This is a genomic window from Bradyrhizobium sp. 190 (assembly GCF_023073415.1).
GTDB lineage: Bacteria > Pseudomonadota > Alphaproteobacteria > Rhizobiales > Xanthobacteraceae > Bradyrhizobium.
In genome coordinates this window covers 102,189-119,539 of the sequence record NZ_JADPJL010000012.1, presented here as the reverse complement: position 1 = coordinate 119,539, position 17,351 = coordinate 102,189, and the positions used below count along the sequence as shown (strand labels likewise).

At 63.1% G+C, this 17,351-nt stretch carries 15 protein-coding genes; 6 read left to right on the top strand and 9 right to left on the bottom strand.

Annotated features, from left to right (window positions below; translation table 11 throughout):
- Nucleotides 1-19: 19 nt before the first annotated feature.
- From IVB22_RS09645 to IVB22_RS09625, 5 genes are all read right to left on the bottom strand, one after another.
- The gene (locus IVB22_RS09645; RefSeq protein ID WP_247517099.1) at nucleotides 20-1,858 is read right to left on the bottom strand and encodes a long-chain fatty acid--CoA ligase; all 1,839 of its coding nucleotides are present in this window, start codon (nucleotides 1,856-1,858) and stop codon (nucleotides 20-22) included.
- A 149-nt stretch (nucleotides 1,859-2,007) separates the two neighbouring features.
- Complete coding sequence (locus IVB22_RS09640) at nucleotides 2,008-2,787, bottom strand: ABC transporter ATP-binding protein (protein WP_247517098.1); 780 nt, start codon at nucleotides 2,785-2,787, stop codon at nucleotides 2,008-2,010.
- Between the two features lie 10 nt (nucleotides 2,788-2,797).
- Nucleotides 2,798-3,556 carry an ABC transporter ATP-binding protein gene (locus IVB22_RS09635; RefSeq protein ID WP_212421193.1) on the bottom strand — a complete coding sequence of 253 codons (759 nt, stop codon included), beginning with the start codon at nucleotides 3,554-3,556 and terminating at the stop codon, nucleotides 2,798-2,800.
- The gene (locus IVB22_RS09630) at nucleotides 3,553-4,704 is read right to left on the bottom strand and encodes a branched-chain amino acid ABC transporter permease (protein ID WP_247517097.1); all 1,152 of its coding nucleotides are present in this window, start codon (nucleotides 4,702-4,704) and stop codon (nucleotides 3,553-3,555) included. The genes IVB22_RS09635 and IVB22_RS09630 overlap by 4 nt, the downstream gene beginning before the upstream one ends.
- Nucleotides 4,704-5,579: a branched-chain amino acid ABC transporter permease gene (locus IVB22_RS09625; RefSeq protein ID WP_247517096.1), complete on the bottom strand. Its 876-nt coding sequence runs from the start codon at nucleotides 5,577-5,579 to the stop codon at nucleotides 4,704-4,706. The genes IVB22_RS09630 and IVB22_RS09625 overlap by 1 nt, the downstream gene beginning before the upstream one ends.
- 289 nt (nucleotides 5,580-5,868) lie before the next feature.
- Between IVB22_RS09625 and IVB22_RS09620 the strand changes: the two genes are divergently transcribed.
- The 3 genes from IVB22_RS09620 (at nucleotide 5,869) to IVB22_RS09610 (ending at nucleotide 8,487) form a co-directional block, all read left to right on the top strand.
- On the top strand, nucleotides 5,869-6,621 hold the full coding sequence (locus IVB22_RS09620) for an ABC transporter ATP-binding protein (protein ID WP_247517095.1): 753 nt from the start codon (nucleotides 5,869-5,871) through the stop codon (nucleotides 6,619-6,621).
- Nucleotides 6,618-8,141 (top strand): permease, encoded by a 1,524-nt coding sequence (locus IVB22_RS09615; protein ID WP_247517094.1) that lies wholly within the window; start codon nucleotides 6,618-6,620, stop codon nucleotides 8,139-8,141. Before IVB22_RS09620 ends, IVB22_RS09615 begins: the two co-directional genes overlap by 4 nt.
- A gap of 88 nt (nucleotides 8,142-8,229) precedes the next feature.
- Nucleotides 8,230-8,487 (top strand): AbrB/MazE/SpoVT family DNA-binding domain-containing protein, encoded by a 258-nt coding sequence (locus IVB22_RS09610; RefSeq protein ID WP_247517093.1) that lies wholly within the window; start codon nucleotides 8,230-8,232, stop codon nucleotides 8,485-8,487.
- 143 nt (nucleotides 8,488-8,630) lie between these two features.
- Here IVB22_RS09610 and IVB22_RS09605 read toward each other — a convergent pair whose 3' ends face one another.
- Both IVB22_RS09605 and IVB22_RS09600 read right to left on the bottom strand, forming a co-directional pair.
- Nucleotides 8,631-9,614, bottom strand: coding sequence for a tripartite tricarboxylate transporter substrate binding protein (locus IVB22_RS09605; RefSeq protein ID WP_247517092.1), 984 nt, complete (start codon nucleotides 9,612-9,614; stop codon nucleotides 8,631-8,633).
- A 94-nt stretch (nucleotides 9,615-9,708) separates the two neighbouring features.
- On the bottom strand, nucleotides 9,709-10,653 hold the full coding sequence (locus IVB22_RS09600) for an alpha/beta fold hydrolase (protein WP_247517091.1): 945 nt from the start codon (nucleotides 10,651-10,653) through the stop codon (nucleotides 9,709-9,711).
- Between the two features lie 152 nt (nucleotides 10,654-10,805).
- On the opposite strand from IVB22_RS09600, the gene IVB22_RS09595 reads away from it, so the two are divergent.
- Genes IVB22_RS09595 through IVB22_RS09585 form a run of 3 tightly spaced genes read left to right on the top strand, consistent with a single transcriptional unit; the run spans nucleotide 10,806 to nucleotide 13,779 of the window.
- Entirely contained in the window at nucleotides 10,806-11,633 is an 828-nt protein-coding gene (locus IVB22_RS09595; protein ID WP_247517090.1) for an MBL fold metallo-hydrolase, read from the top strand.
- A gap of 45 nt (nucleotides 11,634-11,678) precedes the next feature.
- Nucleotides 11,679-12,677, top strand: a complete 999-nt coding sequence (locus IVB22_RS09590; RefSeq protein ID WP_247517089.1) for an alpha/beta fold hydrolase — start codon at nucleotides 11,679-11,681, stop codon at nucleotides 12,675-12,677.
- 49 nt (nucleotides 12,678-12,726) lie between these two features.
- Nucleotides 12,727-13,779 (top strand): amidohydrolase, encoded by a 1,053-nt coding sequence (locus IVB22_RS09585; protein WP_247517088.1) that lies wholly within the window; start codon nucleotides 12,727-12,729, stop codon nucleotides 13,777-13,779.
- Between the two features lie 25 nt (nucleotides 13,780-13,804).
- Here IVB22_RS09585 and IVB22_RS09580 read toward each other — a convergent pair whose 3' ends face one another.
- Both IVB22_RS09580 and IVB22_RS09575 read right to left on the bottom strand, forming a co-directional pair.
- Nucleotides 13,805-15,061 (bottom strand): aminopeptidase, encoded by a 1,257-nt coding sequence (locus IVB22_RS09580; protein ID WP_247517087.1) that lies wholly within the window; start codon nucleotides 15,059-15,061, stop codon nucleotides 13,805-13,807.
- A 343-nt stretch (nucleotides 15,062-15,404) separates the two neighbouring features.
- Complete coding sequence (locus IVB22_RS09575; RefSeq protein ID WP_247517086.1) at nucleotides 15,405-17,273, bottom strand: DEAD/DEAH box helicase; 1,869 nt, start codon at nucleotides 17,271-17,273, stop codon at nucleotides 15,405-15,407.
- Between the last annotated feature and the right edge of the window lie 78 nt (nucleotides 17,274-17,351).

Here is a 17,351-nt window from a genome sequence, read left to right as displayed (position 1 = left end):
GCCTTCAAGTCCACGCCGCTCACGCCACCGCCCGCTCGCCATACATGGCGTTGATTTCGGCGGCATAACGCTTGTTCACGAAACTGCGCTTCAGCTTCATGGTCGGCGTCAACTCCTCGTCCTCAGGCGTGAGCTGACGTTCGATCAGGTAGAACTTCTTGATGGTTTCGACGCGCGCGAAGTTGACGTTGACCGCCTCGATCTCACGATGGATCAGGTCCTGGATCTCGGGCGCGCGGCACAGGCTGGCGTAATTGGTGAAGGGAATGTCGTGATCCTGGGCGTATTTTTCGACATTCTCCTGGTCGATCATGAGCAGACACGTCAGATACGGCCGCTTGTCGCCGATCACCACGGCGTCGGACACATAGGGCGAGAACTTCAACTGGTTCTCGATTTCCGACGGCGTGACGTTCTTGCCGCCCGACGTGATGATGATGTCCTTCATCCGGTCGGTGATCCTGACGAAGCCTTCATTGTCGATCGAGCCGACATCGCCGGTATGCAGCCATCCCTTGGCGTCGATGGTCTCGGCGGTCTTTTCCGGCTGATTCAGATAGCCCATGAACAGGAAATCGCCGCGGATCAGGATTTCGCCCTGCGGTGAAATCGCGACCTCGCCCCAGGGCGCGGCCTTGCCGACCGAGCCGAGCTTGATGCGATCGGGCGGCATCACGGTGGCGACACCGCAATTCTCGGTCTGGCCGTAGACCTCGCGCATCTCGATGCCGAGCGCGAGATACCAGCGGATCAGATCGGGTGCGATCGGGGCCGCGCCGGTAAAGGCCAGCCGGCAACGGTCGAGACCGAGCATGCGGCGGATGTTGCGGAACACCAGATAGTAGGCGGCGCCGTTGGCGAGCCGCAGCGACAATGGCGGTGTATCGCCCTGCAGCTTGTATTCCGTCACGCGATTTCCGATCGCGAGCGCGTTGCGGTACATCCATTTCTGGAAGTTGGTCGCGTCCTTCAGCGCAATCGTGATTCCGGAATAGAACTTCTCCCAGACCCGCGGCACCGCGAGGAAGGCGGTCGGCTGCACCTCGCGCAGATTGTCCGGCACGGTTTCCGGGCTTTCGGCGAAGTTCATCACCGATCCCAGCGCCAGCGAGACGTAGTAGCCGCCGATCCGCTCGGCGACGTGGCACAGCGGCAGGAACACCAGCCGCTCTTCGTTGTCGGTCGACGGAAACAGATCGTTGGCGTGGCGCATCTGATGCGTCACGCTGCGATTGGAATGCATCGCGCCCTTGGGCGGGCCCGTGGTGCCGGACGTGTAAACGAGGATGGCGAGATCGTTCGCGTTGCGGCTTCCGATCATTTCGTCCCACAGCGCGTCTTTCCCCTGGGCGTGGTTGCGCCCGAGCGCCATGAACTCGGCCAGCGACAGCACCATGGGGTCGGTAAAGCCGCTCAGGCCCTCCATGTCGAACACGACGATCTTCTGCAATGTCGGGCACCGCGAACGGCACGACAGGATCTTGTCGAGTTGCTCCTCGTCCTCGGCGAAGATCACTTTTGTCGAGGAATCGTTGATCAGATACTCGACCTGCACCGATGAATCGGTCGGATAGATTCCGGAAGAGACGCCGCCGGCGCACAGGATGCCCATGTCGGCATAGACCCATTCCGGCACCGCGTTGGCGATGATCGAGGCGACGTCGCCGGGCCGGAAGCCTGACGCATGCAGGCCGAAGGCGATATCCCTGGATATCTGCAGCCACTCGCGCCAACTGGTCGGCTGCCAGATGCCGAATTTCTTTTCGCGGATCGCCGGCCGGTCGCCGCGGGTTTCCACGGACTTCAGAAAACTCTTCGCGATCGTGTCGGCGACCGTCAGCACTGCCGGTCTGGCCATGCCCTCTTCCTCCCTCTGTCGCCTGCTTCGCCGGTCTTGTCAGCCGGTCTTGCTTTCTTGAAGCAGGCCCTGAATCTAGCTCTAACTCGTTCTAAATGCCATGCTTTTGACTGCGAAGGTTAACGCCAGGACTTCTAACGCCAAGCCTTCTAACGCCATGTCTTCTTCTTTTTCCAGCGCCGTTCGCCGCGGGCGCCCTCTTCCTTGGCGCCGAGATAGAATTCCTGGATATCCTTTGAATTCATCAGCCGGTCGCAGGTATCGTTCATCACGACCCGGCCGATTTCCAGCACATAGCCGTAATGGGCGGTCTCCAGCGCGACCTTGGCGTTCTGCTCGACCAGCAGGATCGACATGCCCTGCTCCTCGTTGACGCGCTTGATGATCGTGAAAATCTCTTTCACCAGGATCGGCGACAGCCCGAGCGACGGCTCATCCAAAAGTAGCAGGGTCGGACGGTTCATCAACGCCCGCCCGATCGCCAGCATCTGCTGCTCGCCGCCGGAAAGCTGTCCGGCCGGCTGGTTGATGCGCTCCTTCAACCGCGGGAAATAGCCGTAGACAAGTTCGATATCCTGGGCGACGCCGTCGCGGTCCTTGCGCGGATAGGCGCCCATCATCAGGTTCTCACGCACCGAGAGGAACGGAAACACCTCGCGCCCCTCCGGCACATGGCTTAAGCCCAGCCGCACGATCTTGTCGGCCTCCATGCGCTGGATCGGCTTGCCCAGAAATTCGATCGAGCCCTTTTGGGGATCGAGAATGCCGGAAATGGTCTTGAGCACCGTGGTCTTGCCGGCGCCGTTGGCGCCGAGCAAAGTGACGATCCGGCCGCGCGGCACCTCGAGGCTGATGCCTCTGATGGCCATGATCGGTCCGTAATAGCTCTCAATATTGCTGAGCTTGAGGATGGTGTCGGAAGCGCTCATGGCATCACCCTCATGCGCCGAGATAGGCGGCGACGACGTCGGGATGGCGCTGCACCTCGGACGGCGAGCCCATCGCAAGCACACGGCCGTAGTTGAGCGCAATCACGCGGTCGGAGACGCGATTGACCAGCGTCATGTCGTGTTCGACCATCAGCACGGTGATGCCGAGCTCGGTCTTCATGTCGCGGATCCAGAACGACATGTCGTCGGTCTCCTCGACATTCAGCCCGGACGACGGCTCGTCCAGCAGGATCAGTTTCGGCTCCGAGCACAGCGCACGCGCAAGCTCGATCACCTTGCGGACGCCGTAGGGCAGCCCGGAGATCAGCTTGTCGCGATAGGCTTCGAGATCGAGGAATTCGATCACCTGCTCGACGCGGCGGCGATGGACCTTTTCCCCCGCGCGCACGCTCGGCAGGAACAACAATTCCTGCCAGAGCTGCGTGGCGGAGTGCCGGTGACGGCCGACCAGCAGATTGCTCAGCATGGTCGCATTCTCGAACAATTCGATGTTCTGGAAGGTGCGGGCGATGCCGAGGCCGGCAATGTCGTAGGCCGGCTGCTCGGTGATGTCCTGGTCTTCGAAAAAGATCCTGCCTGACGTGGGCGGATAGATCCGCGAGATCAGGTTGAAGATTGAACTCTTGCCTGCGCCGTTGGGACCGATGATCGAGAGAATCTCGCCCTTCTCCACCGCGAAGCTGACGGAATCGACCGCCTTCAGGCCGCCGAAATGCAAAGACAGGTTTTCCGCACGGAAATAGCTCATCGGTTCCGCTCCGATTTCACATAGATTTTCTGGCGCTTGAAGGTGGCGCGCTTGCAGAGCGGGAATAGCTGGAAGAAGAGTTTTATCTTCAGCCAGCGACCGTACAGACCGAGCGGCTCGAACAGCACGAACAGCACGATGATCACCCCGTAGATCGCGCCCTTCAATCCGTTGGCGGAGGCAATGGCGGCGACGTTGCTGTGAATCTTCGACGCGGTCACGCTGTCCGCGCCGAACGTTGCGAAGATTCCCGCGATGATGCCGGGCAAGTCGTCCTTCAGATAGGTCAGGAACGGATCGATCATGACCAGGAAGATCGCGCCGAGCACCGCGCCGTGCAGGCTGAAGGTGCCGCCGATCAGGATCACGATGATGAACTCGATCGAGAGCTGCAGCGTGAACATTTCCGGGCTGATGAAGGAGAGCTTGTGCGCGAACAGCACACCGGCCAATCCGGTAATCGCCGCGCTGATCGCAAACGACTTCACCTTGTAGAGCGAGACGTTGACGCCCATGCTGCGCGCCGCGGTTTCGCTGTCGCGGATCGCGACGAAGGCGCGCCCCGTGGGCGAGCGCAACAGATTGAGCGTGCCGACGATGGTCAGGATCAACACGCCGAGACAGAGGAAGTAGAAGGCCGAGCCGTTTTGCGGTACCGCCTGCCCGAACAGGCTCAAGGTCTTGACGCGCATGCCCTCATTGCCGTGGGTCACGCTTTCCCAGCGGGCCAGCACCTCCTCGACGATGAAGGCAAAGGAGATCGTCGCGATGACGAGGTAGATGCCCGTCAGCCGCAGCGCCGGGAAACCGACCAGCGCACCGACCACGCCGGTCAACAGGCCGCCGGCCAGGAAGTAGACCGGAAACGGAACGTTGTATTGCTGCAGATAGGCCGCCGTATAGGCGCCGATCGCCAGAAAGGCGGCGTGGCCGAGCGAGGCCTGCCCGGTGAAGCCGGTGAGAATCATCAAGCCTACGCCCACCGTGGCGTAGATGCAGACGAACACCAGCTGGCTGACCAGATAGCTCGACAGCACGAACGGCGCGATCACAAGAAACGCCAGCAGGATGCCGTAGGAAACGACGTATCCGCTGTGCGGAAACAGCCTGATGTCGTCTTCGTAATCCGTCTTGAAGAGGAAGCGCATTAGACCTTCTTCCGCGTATGAATACCGAACAGGCCTTCGGGCTTGAGCAACAGCACCACCAGAAGAACGATGTAGGGCGCGACGTCCTTCCAGCCCTGCGGCAGATAGAAGCCGGCCATGCTCTCAATCACGCCGATCAGCACGCCGCCCACCACGGCGCCGGGAATGGAGCCGAAGCCGCCGAGCACCGCGGCGGGAAACGCCTTCAGGCCGAGTACGAGACCGACATTGGAGTGAATGAAGGTGATCGGCGCCAGCAGCACGCCGGCAGCGGTCGCGACCGCCGCGCTGATCGCCCACACGATCGACACCACGCGCTTGACCGGAATGCCCATGTAATAGGCGGCCAACATGTTCTCGGAGCTGGCACGCATCGCGGTGCCGAGCGTGGTGCGGTTGAAGAAGAGATAAAGCAGCGCGCAAAGGATGATGGTTGCGGCGATCACCGAGAGCTTGTCGTATGCCAGCACCAGCGAGCCGATCCGCAACACGCCATCGCTGAACGGCGTATCGATCTTGAAATCGTCGGTGCCCCAGATCATGCCGACCACGGAGCGCAGGAAGTATCCGAGCCCGATCGTCGCCATGATGATCGAAAACTGCGGATAGCCGAGGATCGGCCGCACCACCACGCGTTCGGCCAGCATGCCGAACAGCGCCATAGCCGCGACTGCGCCGGCGAATCCGAGCCAGTAATTGAGGCCGAGCATGCCGATAAATGTGAAGGCGAAGAACCCGCCCAGCATCATCAAATCGCCCTGGGCGAAATTGACGACCTCGGTTGCCTTGTAAACGAGCACGAAACCGAGCGCGATCAAGCCGTAAACGCAGCCGAGCGCGATGCCACTCACCAGCTGCTGAACGAAGTCCAGCATCATTTCCCTCCCCGATGCCAGGCGATTCTTTCGACCGCCTTTTCTGCATCTTGTGTCTACACGCTACCCGGCATCCACGATGCCGAACAGCTGCATATGTCCCGCTGCATTGAGCCCAAAGCGCCGAGCCCTGTCAACAAAGCGCTGCGTGCCGCGCCGTTAACAATTGCGGAGAAATGCCGCAGTCCGGGAAGTTGCGGGGTTTGCTGCGATTTGGCGTGCAAGATTCACCGCGCCGAAAGCTCTTCGGTGCATGGTCCGCAAGGAACAACTGGATCGCCCGGAAGTCATGAAGTCAGATGTATTGGCGCTCGAAGTGCGAGGGTTAACGAAGCGTTTTGACCGCCCGGCGGTCGACGCGCTCGACCTCACCATTCGGACCGGCGAGTTCTACGCCCTGCTCGGCCCCAACGGCGCCGGCAAGACCACGACGTTGCGGATGGTCGCCGGCCTGCTCAAGCCCGATAATGGCTCGGTCGCCATTTGGGGCATCGACGCGCTTGCCGATCCCGTCGCCGCCAAGCAGATCATGGCATGGGTCTCCGACGAGCCGATGATCTACGACAAGCTGACGCCGCTGGAATATCTCGAATTCGTTGCCGGCCTCTGGGGCATCGATCCCGCGGTTTCCAGCCCCTCGGCGCTGCAGCTTCTGGTGTCGCTCGGGCTGGAGCCGCATCTGCACGAACGCTGTGAGGGATTTTCCAAGGGCATGCGCCAGAAGGTGGCGCTGGCCGGCGCGCTGGTTCACGATCCCAAACTGATCATCCTGGACGAGCCGCTGACCGGCCTTGATGCGCTGTCGGCGCGTCACGTCAAGGGATTGCTGCAGGAGCGCGTCCGTGCAGGCTGCACCGTGATCATGACGACGCATATTCTCGAAGTCGCCGAGCGGATGGCCGACCGTATCGGCGTTATCGCCGCGGGACGGCTGGTGGCCGAAGGCACGCTCACTGAGCTGCGCCAGCAGAACGGCAGCAACGACACCAGCCTCGAAGACATGTTCATCGCGCTCGTCGATGCCGAGGCGGCCGCCGCATGAGCTCGGCCGCGGCGCTCACCTGGTTTGCCCGCCACGAGATCCGTCTGGCCTGGCGCGAATGGCTGGCGATGATTGCCGGCAGACGTGGCAAGCGAAAGCGCGCGATCATCGCCCTGACCGTGTTCGTCGCCATCATGCACCTGCCGGCCTATGCCGTGATCGGCCGCTTCGCCGATCTGCAAGCCCCGCTCGGCAAGCCGGAACTGATCGTCATCACGGCGACCATCTTCCTCGCCTGGGCCCTGATGCTGTCGCAGGCCATCGAATCGGTGACGCGGGTGTTCTACGCCCGCGCCGATCTCGATCTCATCATGTCGTCGCCGGCGAACCTCGCCAACGTGTTCTCGGTACGAATCGCGGCGATCGGGCTGTCCGTGATCGGGATGGCGCTGTTGCTGTCGACGCCCTTTGTCGACGTTCTCGTGATCGGCGGCGGCATCCGATGGCTTTCTGCGTTCGGCGTCGTCATCGCCATCGGCCTTTCAGCCGCGGCCGTTGCGATCGCAATCACGGTCGCGCTGTTCAGGTTGATCGGTCCAAGCCGTACCCGCCTCGTCGCGCAGATCGTGGCGGCCATCATCGGCGCCGGCTTCGTCATCGCGCTCCAGGTCGCTGCCATCCTTTCCTACGGGACGTTGTCTCGCTTTACGGTGCTGACCTCCGATGCCGCGTCAGCCTATGCGCCGGCGCTCGACAGCCCGCTGTGGTGGCCGGCGCGCGCGGCGATCGGCGATGGCATGGTACTGTCGTGGCTGATGGCCGGCGGGCTCCTGCTGCTCGGCGTCGTGATGGCAGTCTTCTCGCCGAAATTTGCCGATACCGTCGTCAGCGTCGCCGCAACCGCCCGCACCGTCCGTCGCGGGCCGCGCGCGACGGCATTTCGCGGCGGTACGCGGCAACAGGCGCTGCGCACCAAGGAATTCCTGCTGTTGCGGCGCGACCCGTGGCTGCTGTCGCAAAGCCTGATGCAACTGCTCTATCTGGTGCCGCCGGCCCTGATGCTGTGGCGAAGTTTTTCCGAAAGCTCGGACGCGATCGTACTGATAACGCCCGTGATCGTGATGGCGGCCGGTCAGCTTGCCGGTGGCCTCGCCTGGCTGACGATCTCGGGCGAGGACGCTGCCGACCTGGTCGCGACCGCACCGCTGCCGCCGTCGCGCGTGATCCGCGCCAAGGTCGAGGTGGTGCTTCTCTCGATCGGTGCCATCTTCGCACCGCTGATTGCAGCGCTGGCGTTTGCTTCCGTAACGCAGGCAATCGTCACCGCGCTCGGCGTCATCGTCGCAACCGTCTCGGCGGCTGCGATCCAGCTCTGGTTTCGCGTGCAGGCCAAGCGCAGCCAATTCCGCCGCCGCCAGACCTCGTCGCGGCTGGCGACATTCGCGGAAGCCTTCTGCTCGATCGGCTGGGCTGCGACTGCGGCGCTCGCGGTCACGATTCCGATCGCCGCCTTGATCAGCGGCGCGCTGACCGTCGGCATTCTGGCTGCGACGTGGAAGATCAGTCCGCGGCGGGACTAAAGGCTCGTCCGGGGCGATGCTATCCCAGTTGACCTTGAATGTTAGCCTCTCCTGCCTCACTGTTCAGAGATCAATTCTGAGATTTCCTATGGGCACACTTGTCGTCACCGCCAAAGGTCGGGTCACCCTGCGCAGGGACTTGCTTGAGCACATAGGCGTGCGTCCAGGCGGCAAAGTCACCATAAGCAAGCTTCCCAACGGGACAATAGAGATTAAGGCAGCTCGATCGACCGGCAAGATTTCCGATGTTTTCGGGCTCCTAAAAACGAAGCGAAAGGGCAAGTCGCTTTCGATCAATGAAATGAACGACGTCATTGCGCGAAGGTGGGGCTACAAAGGCGACTGACCTCTCCGTCATGCCCGGGCTTGTCCCGGGCATCGACGTCTTCGGTTCACTTGGGCGAGAAAGACGTGGATGGCCGGGACAAGCGCGGCCATGACGAGCTAGCTGCCCAAGCCGTTGACAAGCCGAGACGGACCATACGGAAGCTACTGCTTCTCCAGCCCCGCCCGTTCGATCACGTCGCGCCAGCGCACGATTTCCTTCTCGATGAACGGGATCATCTCGGCCTTCTGCAGCGTCATCGGGCGGGTGCCGAGCTTCTCGAAATGCGTGCGCACGCGTTCCGACGTCAGCGCGGCATGCGCGGCTGCCGCCAGCCGGTCGACGACCGGCGCAGGCGTGCCTGCGGGCACCATGATCGAGGACCAGCTCTGGGTGGTCATTTCCTTCATGCCGAGTTCGGCCATGGTCGGCACATCAGCGAATGCACGCAAGCGCTCCGGCGCGGTCGTGGCCAGCACCTTCAGCTTGCCGGCCTCGACATGCGGGCCGACCGAGACCGGATAGTCAAACATGACATCGACGCGGCCGGCGATCATGTCGTTCAGCGCCGGCGCGCTGCCTCGGTAAGGCACGTGCTGCATCTCGATGCCGGCGACAGTCTTGAACAATTCGGCGACCAGATGCGTCGCGGTGCCGACGCCCGAAGAGGAGAACGTCACCTTGCCCGGATTCTGTTTGGCGTAGGCGATGAACTCCGGCACCGAATTATAGGGCGCGCCGTGATAGGCGACGAACAGGTTCGGGCTCTCGCCGACCAGATGCACCGGCAGAAAACTCGCCAGCGGATCGTACGACAGATTTTTGCGCAGCGTGACGTTGGCCGCCATCGTGCCCTGCGTGCCGTAGATCATCGTGTAGCCATCGGGTTTGGAACGCGCCACCTGCTCGGTGCCGACGGCCCCGCCGCCGCCAGCACGGTTATCGATCACCACCGACTGGCCAAGCGTCCTCGACATTTCCTCGGCGACGATGCGCGACGTCGTGTCGGTGATGCCGCCCGGCGCGAATGGCACGACCCAGGTGATCGGACGGCTGGGGAACTCCTCGGCCGAGGCCGACGTGGAGGCCGATGTGATCGAGGCAAAGGACACCAGCCAGATCGCAAGCAAGACGTGACGCTTTGCCATGGAATTTCGCCCCGTAAAATTCTGTCCTTCTGAAGAGGACTTGCGCGGCGAGGATGACGATTTTTGGCACGACTTGCCATGCGGCAAAGTCGACCTAGCCGCGGATCAGCTCCATCACCGCCTCCGCAAACGCTTCGGGCGTTTCCTGCGGCAGATTGTGCCCGGCGCGCGGCACCACGCGATGAACGCGATGGCCGGTAAACTTTGGCGCGCTGGCGGTGCCATCGGTTGCCAGCGCAACGCCGTCGCCTGCCCCGTCCAATGTAATCGTTGATACGGTGATGGGAGGCAGCGCCGCCAGCCTGCGCTGAATATCAGCATATTGCGGATCACCCTCGGCAAGGCCGAAGCGGTGGCGATAGCTGTGGATCACGACATCAACGTAGTCGGGATTGTCGTGGGCGACTGCCGTCCGATCGAAACAGGCATCGTCGAACGGCCAGTTCGGCGACCATTGTGTCCACAGTATCCTGGCGATCTCGCGCCGGTTGGCGGCAAGGCCGGCGCGGCCGCGCTCGAGCTGGAAATAATACTGGTACCACAGCGCCAGCTCGCGTTCGGGGCGCATCGGCGCCATGGCGTTGACGATATCCTGGATCAGGTAAGAGTTGACGCAGACAAGCCCGATGCAACGCTCCGGCCACAGCGCGGCACCGACGCAGGCCGCGCGGCCACCCCAGTCATAGCCCGCTAACACCGCGCGGCGGATGCCAAGCGCATCCATCAGCGCCATCATGTCGGCGCCGACCGCCGCCTGCTCGCCCGAGCGCGGCGTCGCGGAGCTACGAAACCGGGTCGGCCCATAGCCGCGCAAATAGGGAACGATGACGCGGCAGCCTTGGGCCGCCAGTTGCGGCGCGACGTCGACATAGGAATGGATGTCGTAGGGGAAGCCATGCATGAGCATCACGGCCGGTCCATCGGCGGGACCCGCCTCGTAATAGGCGATACTGAGGACACCGGCATCGACCTGGCGCAACGGCTCCAGCCGCTTCGATGACGGGGTGCGCGGGGGCGAGGCGGCGGCCTTTTCAGTCACGGCGAACTCCTTGGGTGCATATTACAATACGGCATTTGTCCGCCCCCAATGAAGCAAATCCGGCACGCTGCCGTGCGCGAATGCCATCATGACGTCCACGGAATTCGGCGATACAGTGCGGCCTGCGGCCTTTGCCGCGGATGGGTCATGCCATGTTGCGATCGCTTAATGTATCCCTTGCTGTCGCCCTTGCCTTCCTCACTTCGCTGATCGTGCCGGCGGCCGCCCAGCAGCAGCCTTTGCGCAGCGAATGCCTCGCGATGGCGAACGGGCCGCCGCGCGCGTTGCCGGTCAGTCTTCGGCGTGTCGCTGCGAAGCAGGAACAAGTCGCGATCACCTATGTCGGACATTCCACCTATTATATCGACACGCCCGAGGGCGTGCGGATCGGGACCGATTTCAACGGTGTCTACCGGACCGGCCGCCTGCCCGACGTCGTCACCATGAACCGGGCGCATTCGACGCACTACACTCTGTTTCCGGATCCCAAGATCCCGCACGTCCTGCATGGCTGGGGAGAGAACGGACAGGCGGCGCATGTCTCAACGCGGATCGGCGACGTCTATATCCGCAACGTCCCTACCGACATCCGCCGCTACTACGGCGAGGGCTCCGGCGCGATGATCAAGGACGGCAACTCGATCTTCATCTTCGAGGTCGCCGGCCTCTGCATTGGCCATCTCGGCCATCTGCATCACAAGCTCGACGATACGCATTTCGCGGCGATCGGCCGGCTCGACATCGTCATGGTGCCGATCGACGGCACCTATACGATGTCCCTCGACGGTGTCTCCGAGATCACCAAACGGCTGCGCTCTGCCGTGGTGCTGCCGATGCACCGCTTCGCCACCCCGCTCGATGAATTCATGCGGCTGATCGGCCAGCAATTCGTCATCGACCAGCGGACCGAGCGGACGCTGAAGATTTCACGGGATACACTGCCGGGCACGCCGACGGTGATCATTCTGGATGGGGTGTGATCGCGGTGGAATTTCGCAGCGAAGACGATGCAAGGGGAGAGAAACTTGAGCGGACCGACACAGCGAACCATCGAGAGCAACGGTATCCGCCTCAATATCGCCGAGCAAGGCAACGGGCCGCCGGTGATCCTGTGTCACGGATTCCCGGAGTCCTGGTATTCCTGGCGCCATCAGCTCACCGCGCTGGCCGCCGCCGGCTTCCACGCCGTCGCTCCTGATATGCGCGGCTACGGCAAGAGCGACCGGCCGGAGGCAATCGATCAATACACGATCTTCCATCTAATCGGTGATCTGGTGGGGCTGCTCGATGCCCTCGAAGCGCCAACTGCCGTTATCGTCGGCCATGACTGGGGCGCGCAAATCGCCTGGCAATCGGCACGCCTGCGCCCCGATCGCTTCCGCGCCGTTGCAAGCCTCAGCGTGCCGCTTCGGCCGCGTGGCCCGGCGCGCCCGACCAGCGTGATGCCGCAGACGGCGGACGCGCAATTCTACCAACTCTATTTTCAGGAGCCGGGCGTAGCGGAGGCCGAGATGGAGCGGGATCCACGGGTCACCGTGCTCCGCATGCTCTACGGCGCGGCGGGCGAAGGCGCGGCGGCATTCCGGGACGCCGCAGCGCGCGGCGGCATCACGCGAACGCCCGGCATGGTTCCGCGCGGCGGAGGCATGTTGCAAGGATCGACGACGACGACGTTGCCGGCGTGGCTCACCGACGCGGACATCGATTTCTATGCCGGCGAATTCAAGCGCACCGGTTTCCGCGGTCCGCTCAACTATTATCGCAACGTCGACCGCAATTGGGAGCTGATGGCGGCGTTTGCAGACGTCACCGTGAAGGTCCCCGCGCTCTTTGTCGCCGGCGACCATGACATGGTGATGGCTGCTCCTCCTGGCATGGACCAGCATCTCGCCAACCTCAGGCAGTTCGTCACGACGCTGCGTGACGTGCGAATTCTGTCCGGCTGCGGACACTGGACCCAGCAGGAACGCCCGAGCGAGGTCAGCGCCGCGATCATCGATTTCATCCGCGGCCTGCCGGACTGAAGCGCTCACGACAACGGCCACCAATAACAAAATCAGAGGAGCGAAACTCATGGCCGCCAGCACTGCACCCGCCTCCAGAAGCGGGCTCTACGCCGATCCGCGCGAGGACTGGCTCGCGCAGCACACCGAGGAGATCATCGATCCCGCCCGCCCGATCGTCGACCCGCATCACCATCTCTGGGACCGCGGCGGTCTGCGCTACATGATCGAGGAGATGGCGGCCGACATTGCCTCCGGCCACAACATCGTCGCCACCGTCTATGTCGATTGCCGCTCGATGTACCGCGCGCACGGCCCCGAGGCGTTCCGGCCCGTCGGTGAGGTCGAGTTTGCGAATGGCGTGGCGGCGATGGCCGCGAGCGGCGGCTACGGCAAGGCCGCGATCTGCGCCGGCATCGTCAGTCACGTCAACCTGCTGCTCGGCGAAGGCGCCAAGGCGGTACTGGAGGCGGAGATCGTTGCCGGCAACGGCCGCTTCCGCGGCATCCGGCATTCCTCCGCCTGGGATGCCGATCCCAACGTGGCCGGCATGTATACGACGCGGCCGAAAGGGCTGTTGCTCGACAGCACCTTCCGCAAGGGTTTTGCCTGCCTCGCACCATTGGGCCTGAGCTTCGACGCCTGGCTGTTTCATCCGCAGATCGGCGAACTCACCGATCTCGCCCGCGCCTTTCCGGACACGAGAATCGTGCTTGATCATTGTGGTGGTCCTGCCGGTATCGGCAGCTACGCCAACCGGCGCGAGGAAGTCTTTCCAGTGTGGAAGGCCTCGATCCAGGAAATCGCCAAATGTGAAAACGTCGTCGTCAAGCTCGGCGGGCTCGCGATGTGCCTGCTCGGCTACGATTTTCATCTGCGGCCCAAGCCGCCATCTTCCGAGGAAGCCGCAGCCGCGTGGCGTCCCTATATCGAAACCTGCATCGAGGCGTTCGGGCCCGATCGATGCATGTTCGAAAGCAATTTTCCGCCGGATAAAGGCCAGTGCAGCTATCAGGTGATCTTCAACGCCTTCAAGCGGCTGGCCGCGCAATACAGCGAAGCCGAGAAGACCGCGCTGTTCTCCGGGACCGCGAGGGAATTCTACAAGCTGAAACTCGATTGATCACGGCCCGCGTGGAGCCGCGACCTTACGCCCACTCGCCCTTGCGGAACACCGGCACGCGGCTTCCGTCGGCGTGAATGCCGTCGATATTGGTCTCGCTTGATCCAATCATCCAGTCGATGTGAATGAGGCTCTTGTTGCCGCCTTGCGCCGCGATCTGCTGTGGGGTCAGCTTGTCGCCGCCGACGAAGCATTTCGAGTAGCATTGGCCCAGCGCGATATGGGAGGCGGCGTTCTCGTCGAACAGGGTGTTGAAAAACAGCAGGCCGCTTTTGGAGATCGGCGAGGAATGCGGCACCAGCGCCACCTCGCCGAGACGGGCCGCGCCCTCATCGGTGTCGAGCACCTTCTTCAAGACCTCCTCGCCGCGCGAGGCTTTTGCCTCGACGATGCGGCCTTCCTCGAACCGCACCGCGATGTTGTCGATCAGCGTGCCCTGGTAGGATAGCGGCTTCGAGGAGACGACGTGCCCGCTGACGCGCCGGCAATGCGGCGTGGTGAAGACTTCCTCGGTCGGGATGTTGGCGTTGCAGGTGATGCCGTTCCTGGCGGTCGAGGCGCCGCCTTCCCATTCGTGGCCATCGGCGAGGCCGATTGTCAGGTCGGTGCCCGGGCCGGAATATTTCAGCGCGTGGAAGCGCTGGCCGTTCAGCCATTCGGTCCGCTCGCGCAGCACGGCGTTGTGCTTTTCCCAGGCGGCGACGGCGCCGTCCTGATCGACGCGCGACGCCGCAAAGATCGCGTCCGCCAGTTTTGCTACCGCGACGTCCTCCGGAACATCGGGGAAAACCTGCTTCGCCCAGGACGGACTCGGATAGGCGATGATGTTCCAGTTGGTATCGAAATTGACGATCTTTTCGAGCGCCGGCTGATAGGCGACCGAGTTGGCCTTGCTGGCGCGCGCCACCTTCACCGGATCTTCGCCCGACAGCAGCATCGGATTGTCGCCGACAATGGCCAGCCGCGCGGTGTTGGCGGTGAACGCCTTCGCCATGCCCTCATAGAGCCAGCCGGCGGCGCGATCAAAACTCTCGTTCTGGCCGTAGCGATAGCGCGCCAGCGTGATCGCCTCATCCGACAGGAACGGGGTCACGATTCCAGCGCCGGCCTTGTAGGCATGTTCGGCAATCCGGCGCACCAGCGGCAGCGCGACCGAGGGCGCGGTCAGCAGCAAGTCCTGTCCCGGCTGCAGCCGCAAGCCGACCTTGACCGCGACTTCGGCGAGGCGGTCGAGTTTCACGGGATCGATCGAGACGGAGACGTCGCGCTGATGTGCGGTCATGATTCTCTTTGGCCAATGCTCTTGGTTTTTCCGGCCTAGCTGCCTTCGGCCGTGATCAAACCATCAAGCCAACGCGAGCGAAGCCCCTGACAACAGCAATAGCACAAGAATGGTCCGGCGAAACCCGGCCTCGGTGATGTTCCGAAATGCAACAATGCCGAGCATGGAACCTGCAAACAACGCTGCTTCTAGTCGAATGGCAGCGACAGTCCCGGGCTGAGCGGCGCCACCTCGTAGAGTTCTCGGCGAGTGAACTTCAACTGGGCGATAATGTAGACGCTCATGATAGCTCCTCATCTGCGTGGCAGGTGAGCGCCGGCGCGTTCAGCGATGGTCGCGCCGGTCAATCGCGAAACTTCTTCTTTTTCTTCTTTCCGAATGCGGGCTTTGCAGACGCTCCATTTTCATGCCGCGGCTTTCCCGCGTGTGCCTGCTCGCCTCGATCCCGCCTCTTGGTATCGTAACGCGGTTTCTTGTCAAACCCCGCTCTGTCGGCGCCTTCAGCCCTCTTGGCGAAGTGCTTAGGCGCCGGCGCGTCGCGAACCGGCTCGCGCGATGGGGCGCCTGCGAGCGCCTCGATGCGGATACTGTCTTCCTTGTCGGGACGGCGAATTTGCGCGGCGAAACGTTCAGCCGTGCGCGCGGAAATCTCGAACTCGGTGGTGGTATCGAGAATGCGGATAGCGCCGATGTCTTCCTTCTTGATGCCGCCGCGACGGCACAGCATCGGCAGCAGCCAGCGCGCTTCGGCATTCTTCCGGCGTCCGATCGCCGCGCTGAACCAGACAGAATCCTCCGCCATGCGATGGCGCGGCGATGATTTCGCAGGCTTCGACCCCCGTCCGGCCTCGCGATCGGCCCTCTCCCGCGCACGTTCCGCGCGCGATTTGACGCGATCTTCGCCGGGACCGACAATGTCCTCGGGCGACGGAAGCCGCGCGCGATAGAGCCGCGCCAGCGCCGCGGCGATATCCTCTGCCGACCGTTCGGCAAGCAGCGCCTGCGCGAGCGCCAGATCCTCAGGCGTCGTCTCCGCCGCGAACAGATCGTCGCGCAGCATGCGCTCCTGATCGAGCTTGCGAATTTCATCCGGCTGCGGTGCCAAACCCCAGGCGGCATCGATGCCGGCCAGATTGAGCAGCATCTCGGCTCGGCGCTTGCGTGCCGGCGGCACCAGCAAGACGCTGACACCCTTGCGGCCGGCGCGCCCGGTACGGCCGGAGCGATGCTGCATGACTTCCGGATCATTCGGAATATCGGCGTGGATGACGAGATCGAGGTTCGGCAGATCGATGCCACGCGCCGCGACGTCGGTGGCGACGCAGACACGGGCGCGGCCGTCGCGCAGGGCTTGCAGCGCCAGCGTCCGCTCGTTCTGGGTCAACTCGCCCGACAGCGCCACCACCGAGAAGCCGCGCTCCAGCAGCGTCGCCTGCAGATGCCGGACGGCATCGCGCGTGTTGCAGAACACCAGCGTGCCCGGCGATTCGAAAAACCGCAAAATATTGACGACGGCGTGCTCGACATCGCCGGCAGCAATCCGGATGGCGCGGTACTCGATGTCGGCGTGGCCGCCTTCCTCGCCCGCGACTTCGACGCGAAAGGCCGATTGCTGATACTCTTTCGCCAGCGCGACGATGCCGCGCGGCAATGTCGCCGAAAACAACAGCGTCCGCCGGTCCTCCGGCGTCGCCTCAAGGATAAATTCCATATCCTCTCGAAAGCCGAGATCGAGCATCTCGTCGGCCTCGTCGAGCACGATCGCCTTCAGTTCCGAAACGTCGAGCCGGCCGCGCCGCAAATGATCGCAGAGCCGCCCGGGCGTGCCGACCACGATGTGGGCGCCCGCGGCAAGCTCACGCTGCTCGCGGCGCGGGTCCATGCCGCCGACGCAGGAAACGACGCGCGCATCCGCATATTGATAGAGCCAGGCGAGTTCGCGATGCACCTGCAGCGCCAGCTCGCGGGTCGGCGCGACGATCAATGCCAAGGGGGCCGCGGCGCGCTCGAACCGCTCCGCGCCATCAAGCAGGTTGTTCGCAAGTGCCAGACCATAGGCAACCGTCTTGCCGGAACCGGTCTGCGCGGAAACCAGCAGGTCACGACCGGCGGCATCATCGGCCAGCACCGCGGTCTGGACCTGTGTAAGCCGATCGAAGTTACGCTCCGCCAAAGCTCGGGCGAGCGGCGGATGGGTGGGCAATAATGTCACGAGATGTCAGACCTTAGGTTGGCTCTATCAGCCGGAAATGTTGAATACCGCCCCGAACCGAAATGGCTCGAAGCTGCG

Bases quoted from the DNA above. Each gene is read 5' to 3' on its own strand.
- IVB22_RS09645 (WP_247517099.1), bottom strand. From the start codon at position 1,858: ATGGCCAGACCGGCAGTGCTGACGGTCGCCGACACGATCGCGAAGAGT.
- IVB22_RS09640 (WP_247517098.1), bottom strand. From the start codon at position 2,787: ATGAGCGCTTCCGACACCATCCTCAAGCTCAGCAATATTGAGAGCTAT.
- IVB22_RS09635 (WP_212421193.1), bottom strand. From the start codon at position 3,556: ATGAGCTATTTCCGTGCGGAAAACCTGTCTTTGCATTTCGGCGGCCTG.
- IVB22_RS09630 (WP_247517097.1), bottom strand. From the start codon at position 4,704: ATGCGCTTCCTCTTCAAGACGGATTACGAAGACGACATCAGGCTGTTT.
- IVB22_RS09625 (WP_247517096.1), bottom strand. From the start codon at position 5,579: ATGCTGGACTTCGTTCAGCAGCTGGTGAGTGGCATCGCGCTCGGCTGC.
- IVB22_RS09620 (WP_247517095.1), top strand. From the start codon at position 5,869: ATGAAGTCAGATGTATTGGCGCTCGAAGTGCGAGGGTTAACGAAGCGT.
- IVB22_RS09615 (WP_247517094.1), top strand. From the start codon at position 6,618: ATGAGCTCGGCCGCGGCGCTCACCTGGTTTGCCCGCCACGAGATCCGT.
- IVB22_RS09610 (WP_247517093.1), top strand. From the start codon at position 8,230: ATGGGCACACTTGTCGTCACCGCCAAAGGTCGGGTCACCCTGCGCAGG.
- IVB22_RS09605 (WP_247517092.1), bottom strand. From the start codon at position 9,614: ATGGCAAAGCGTCACGTCTTGCTTGCGATCTGGCTGGTGTCCTTTGCC.
- IVB22_RS09595 (WP_247517090.1), top strand. From the start codon at position 10,806: ATGTTGCGATCGCTTAATGTATCCCTTGCTGTCGCCCTTGCCTTCCTC.
- IVB22_RS09585 (WP_247517088.1), top strand. From the start codon at position 12,727: ATGGCCGCCAGCACTGCACCCGCCTCCAGAAGCGGGCTCTACGCCGAT.
- IVB22_RS09580 (WP_247517087.1), bottom strand. From the start codon at position 15,061: ATGACCGCACATCAGCGCGACGTCTCCGTCTCGATCGATCCCGTGAAA.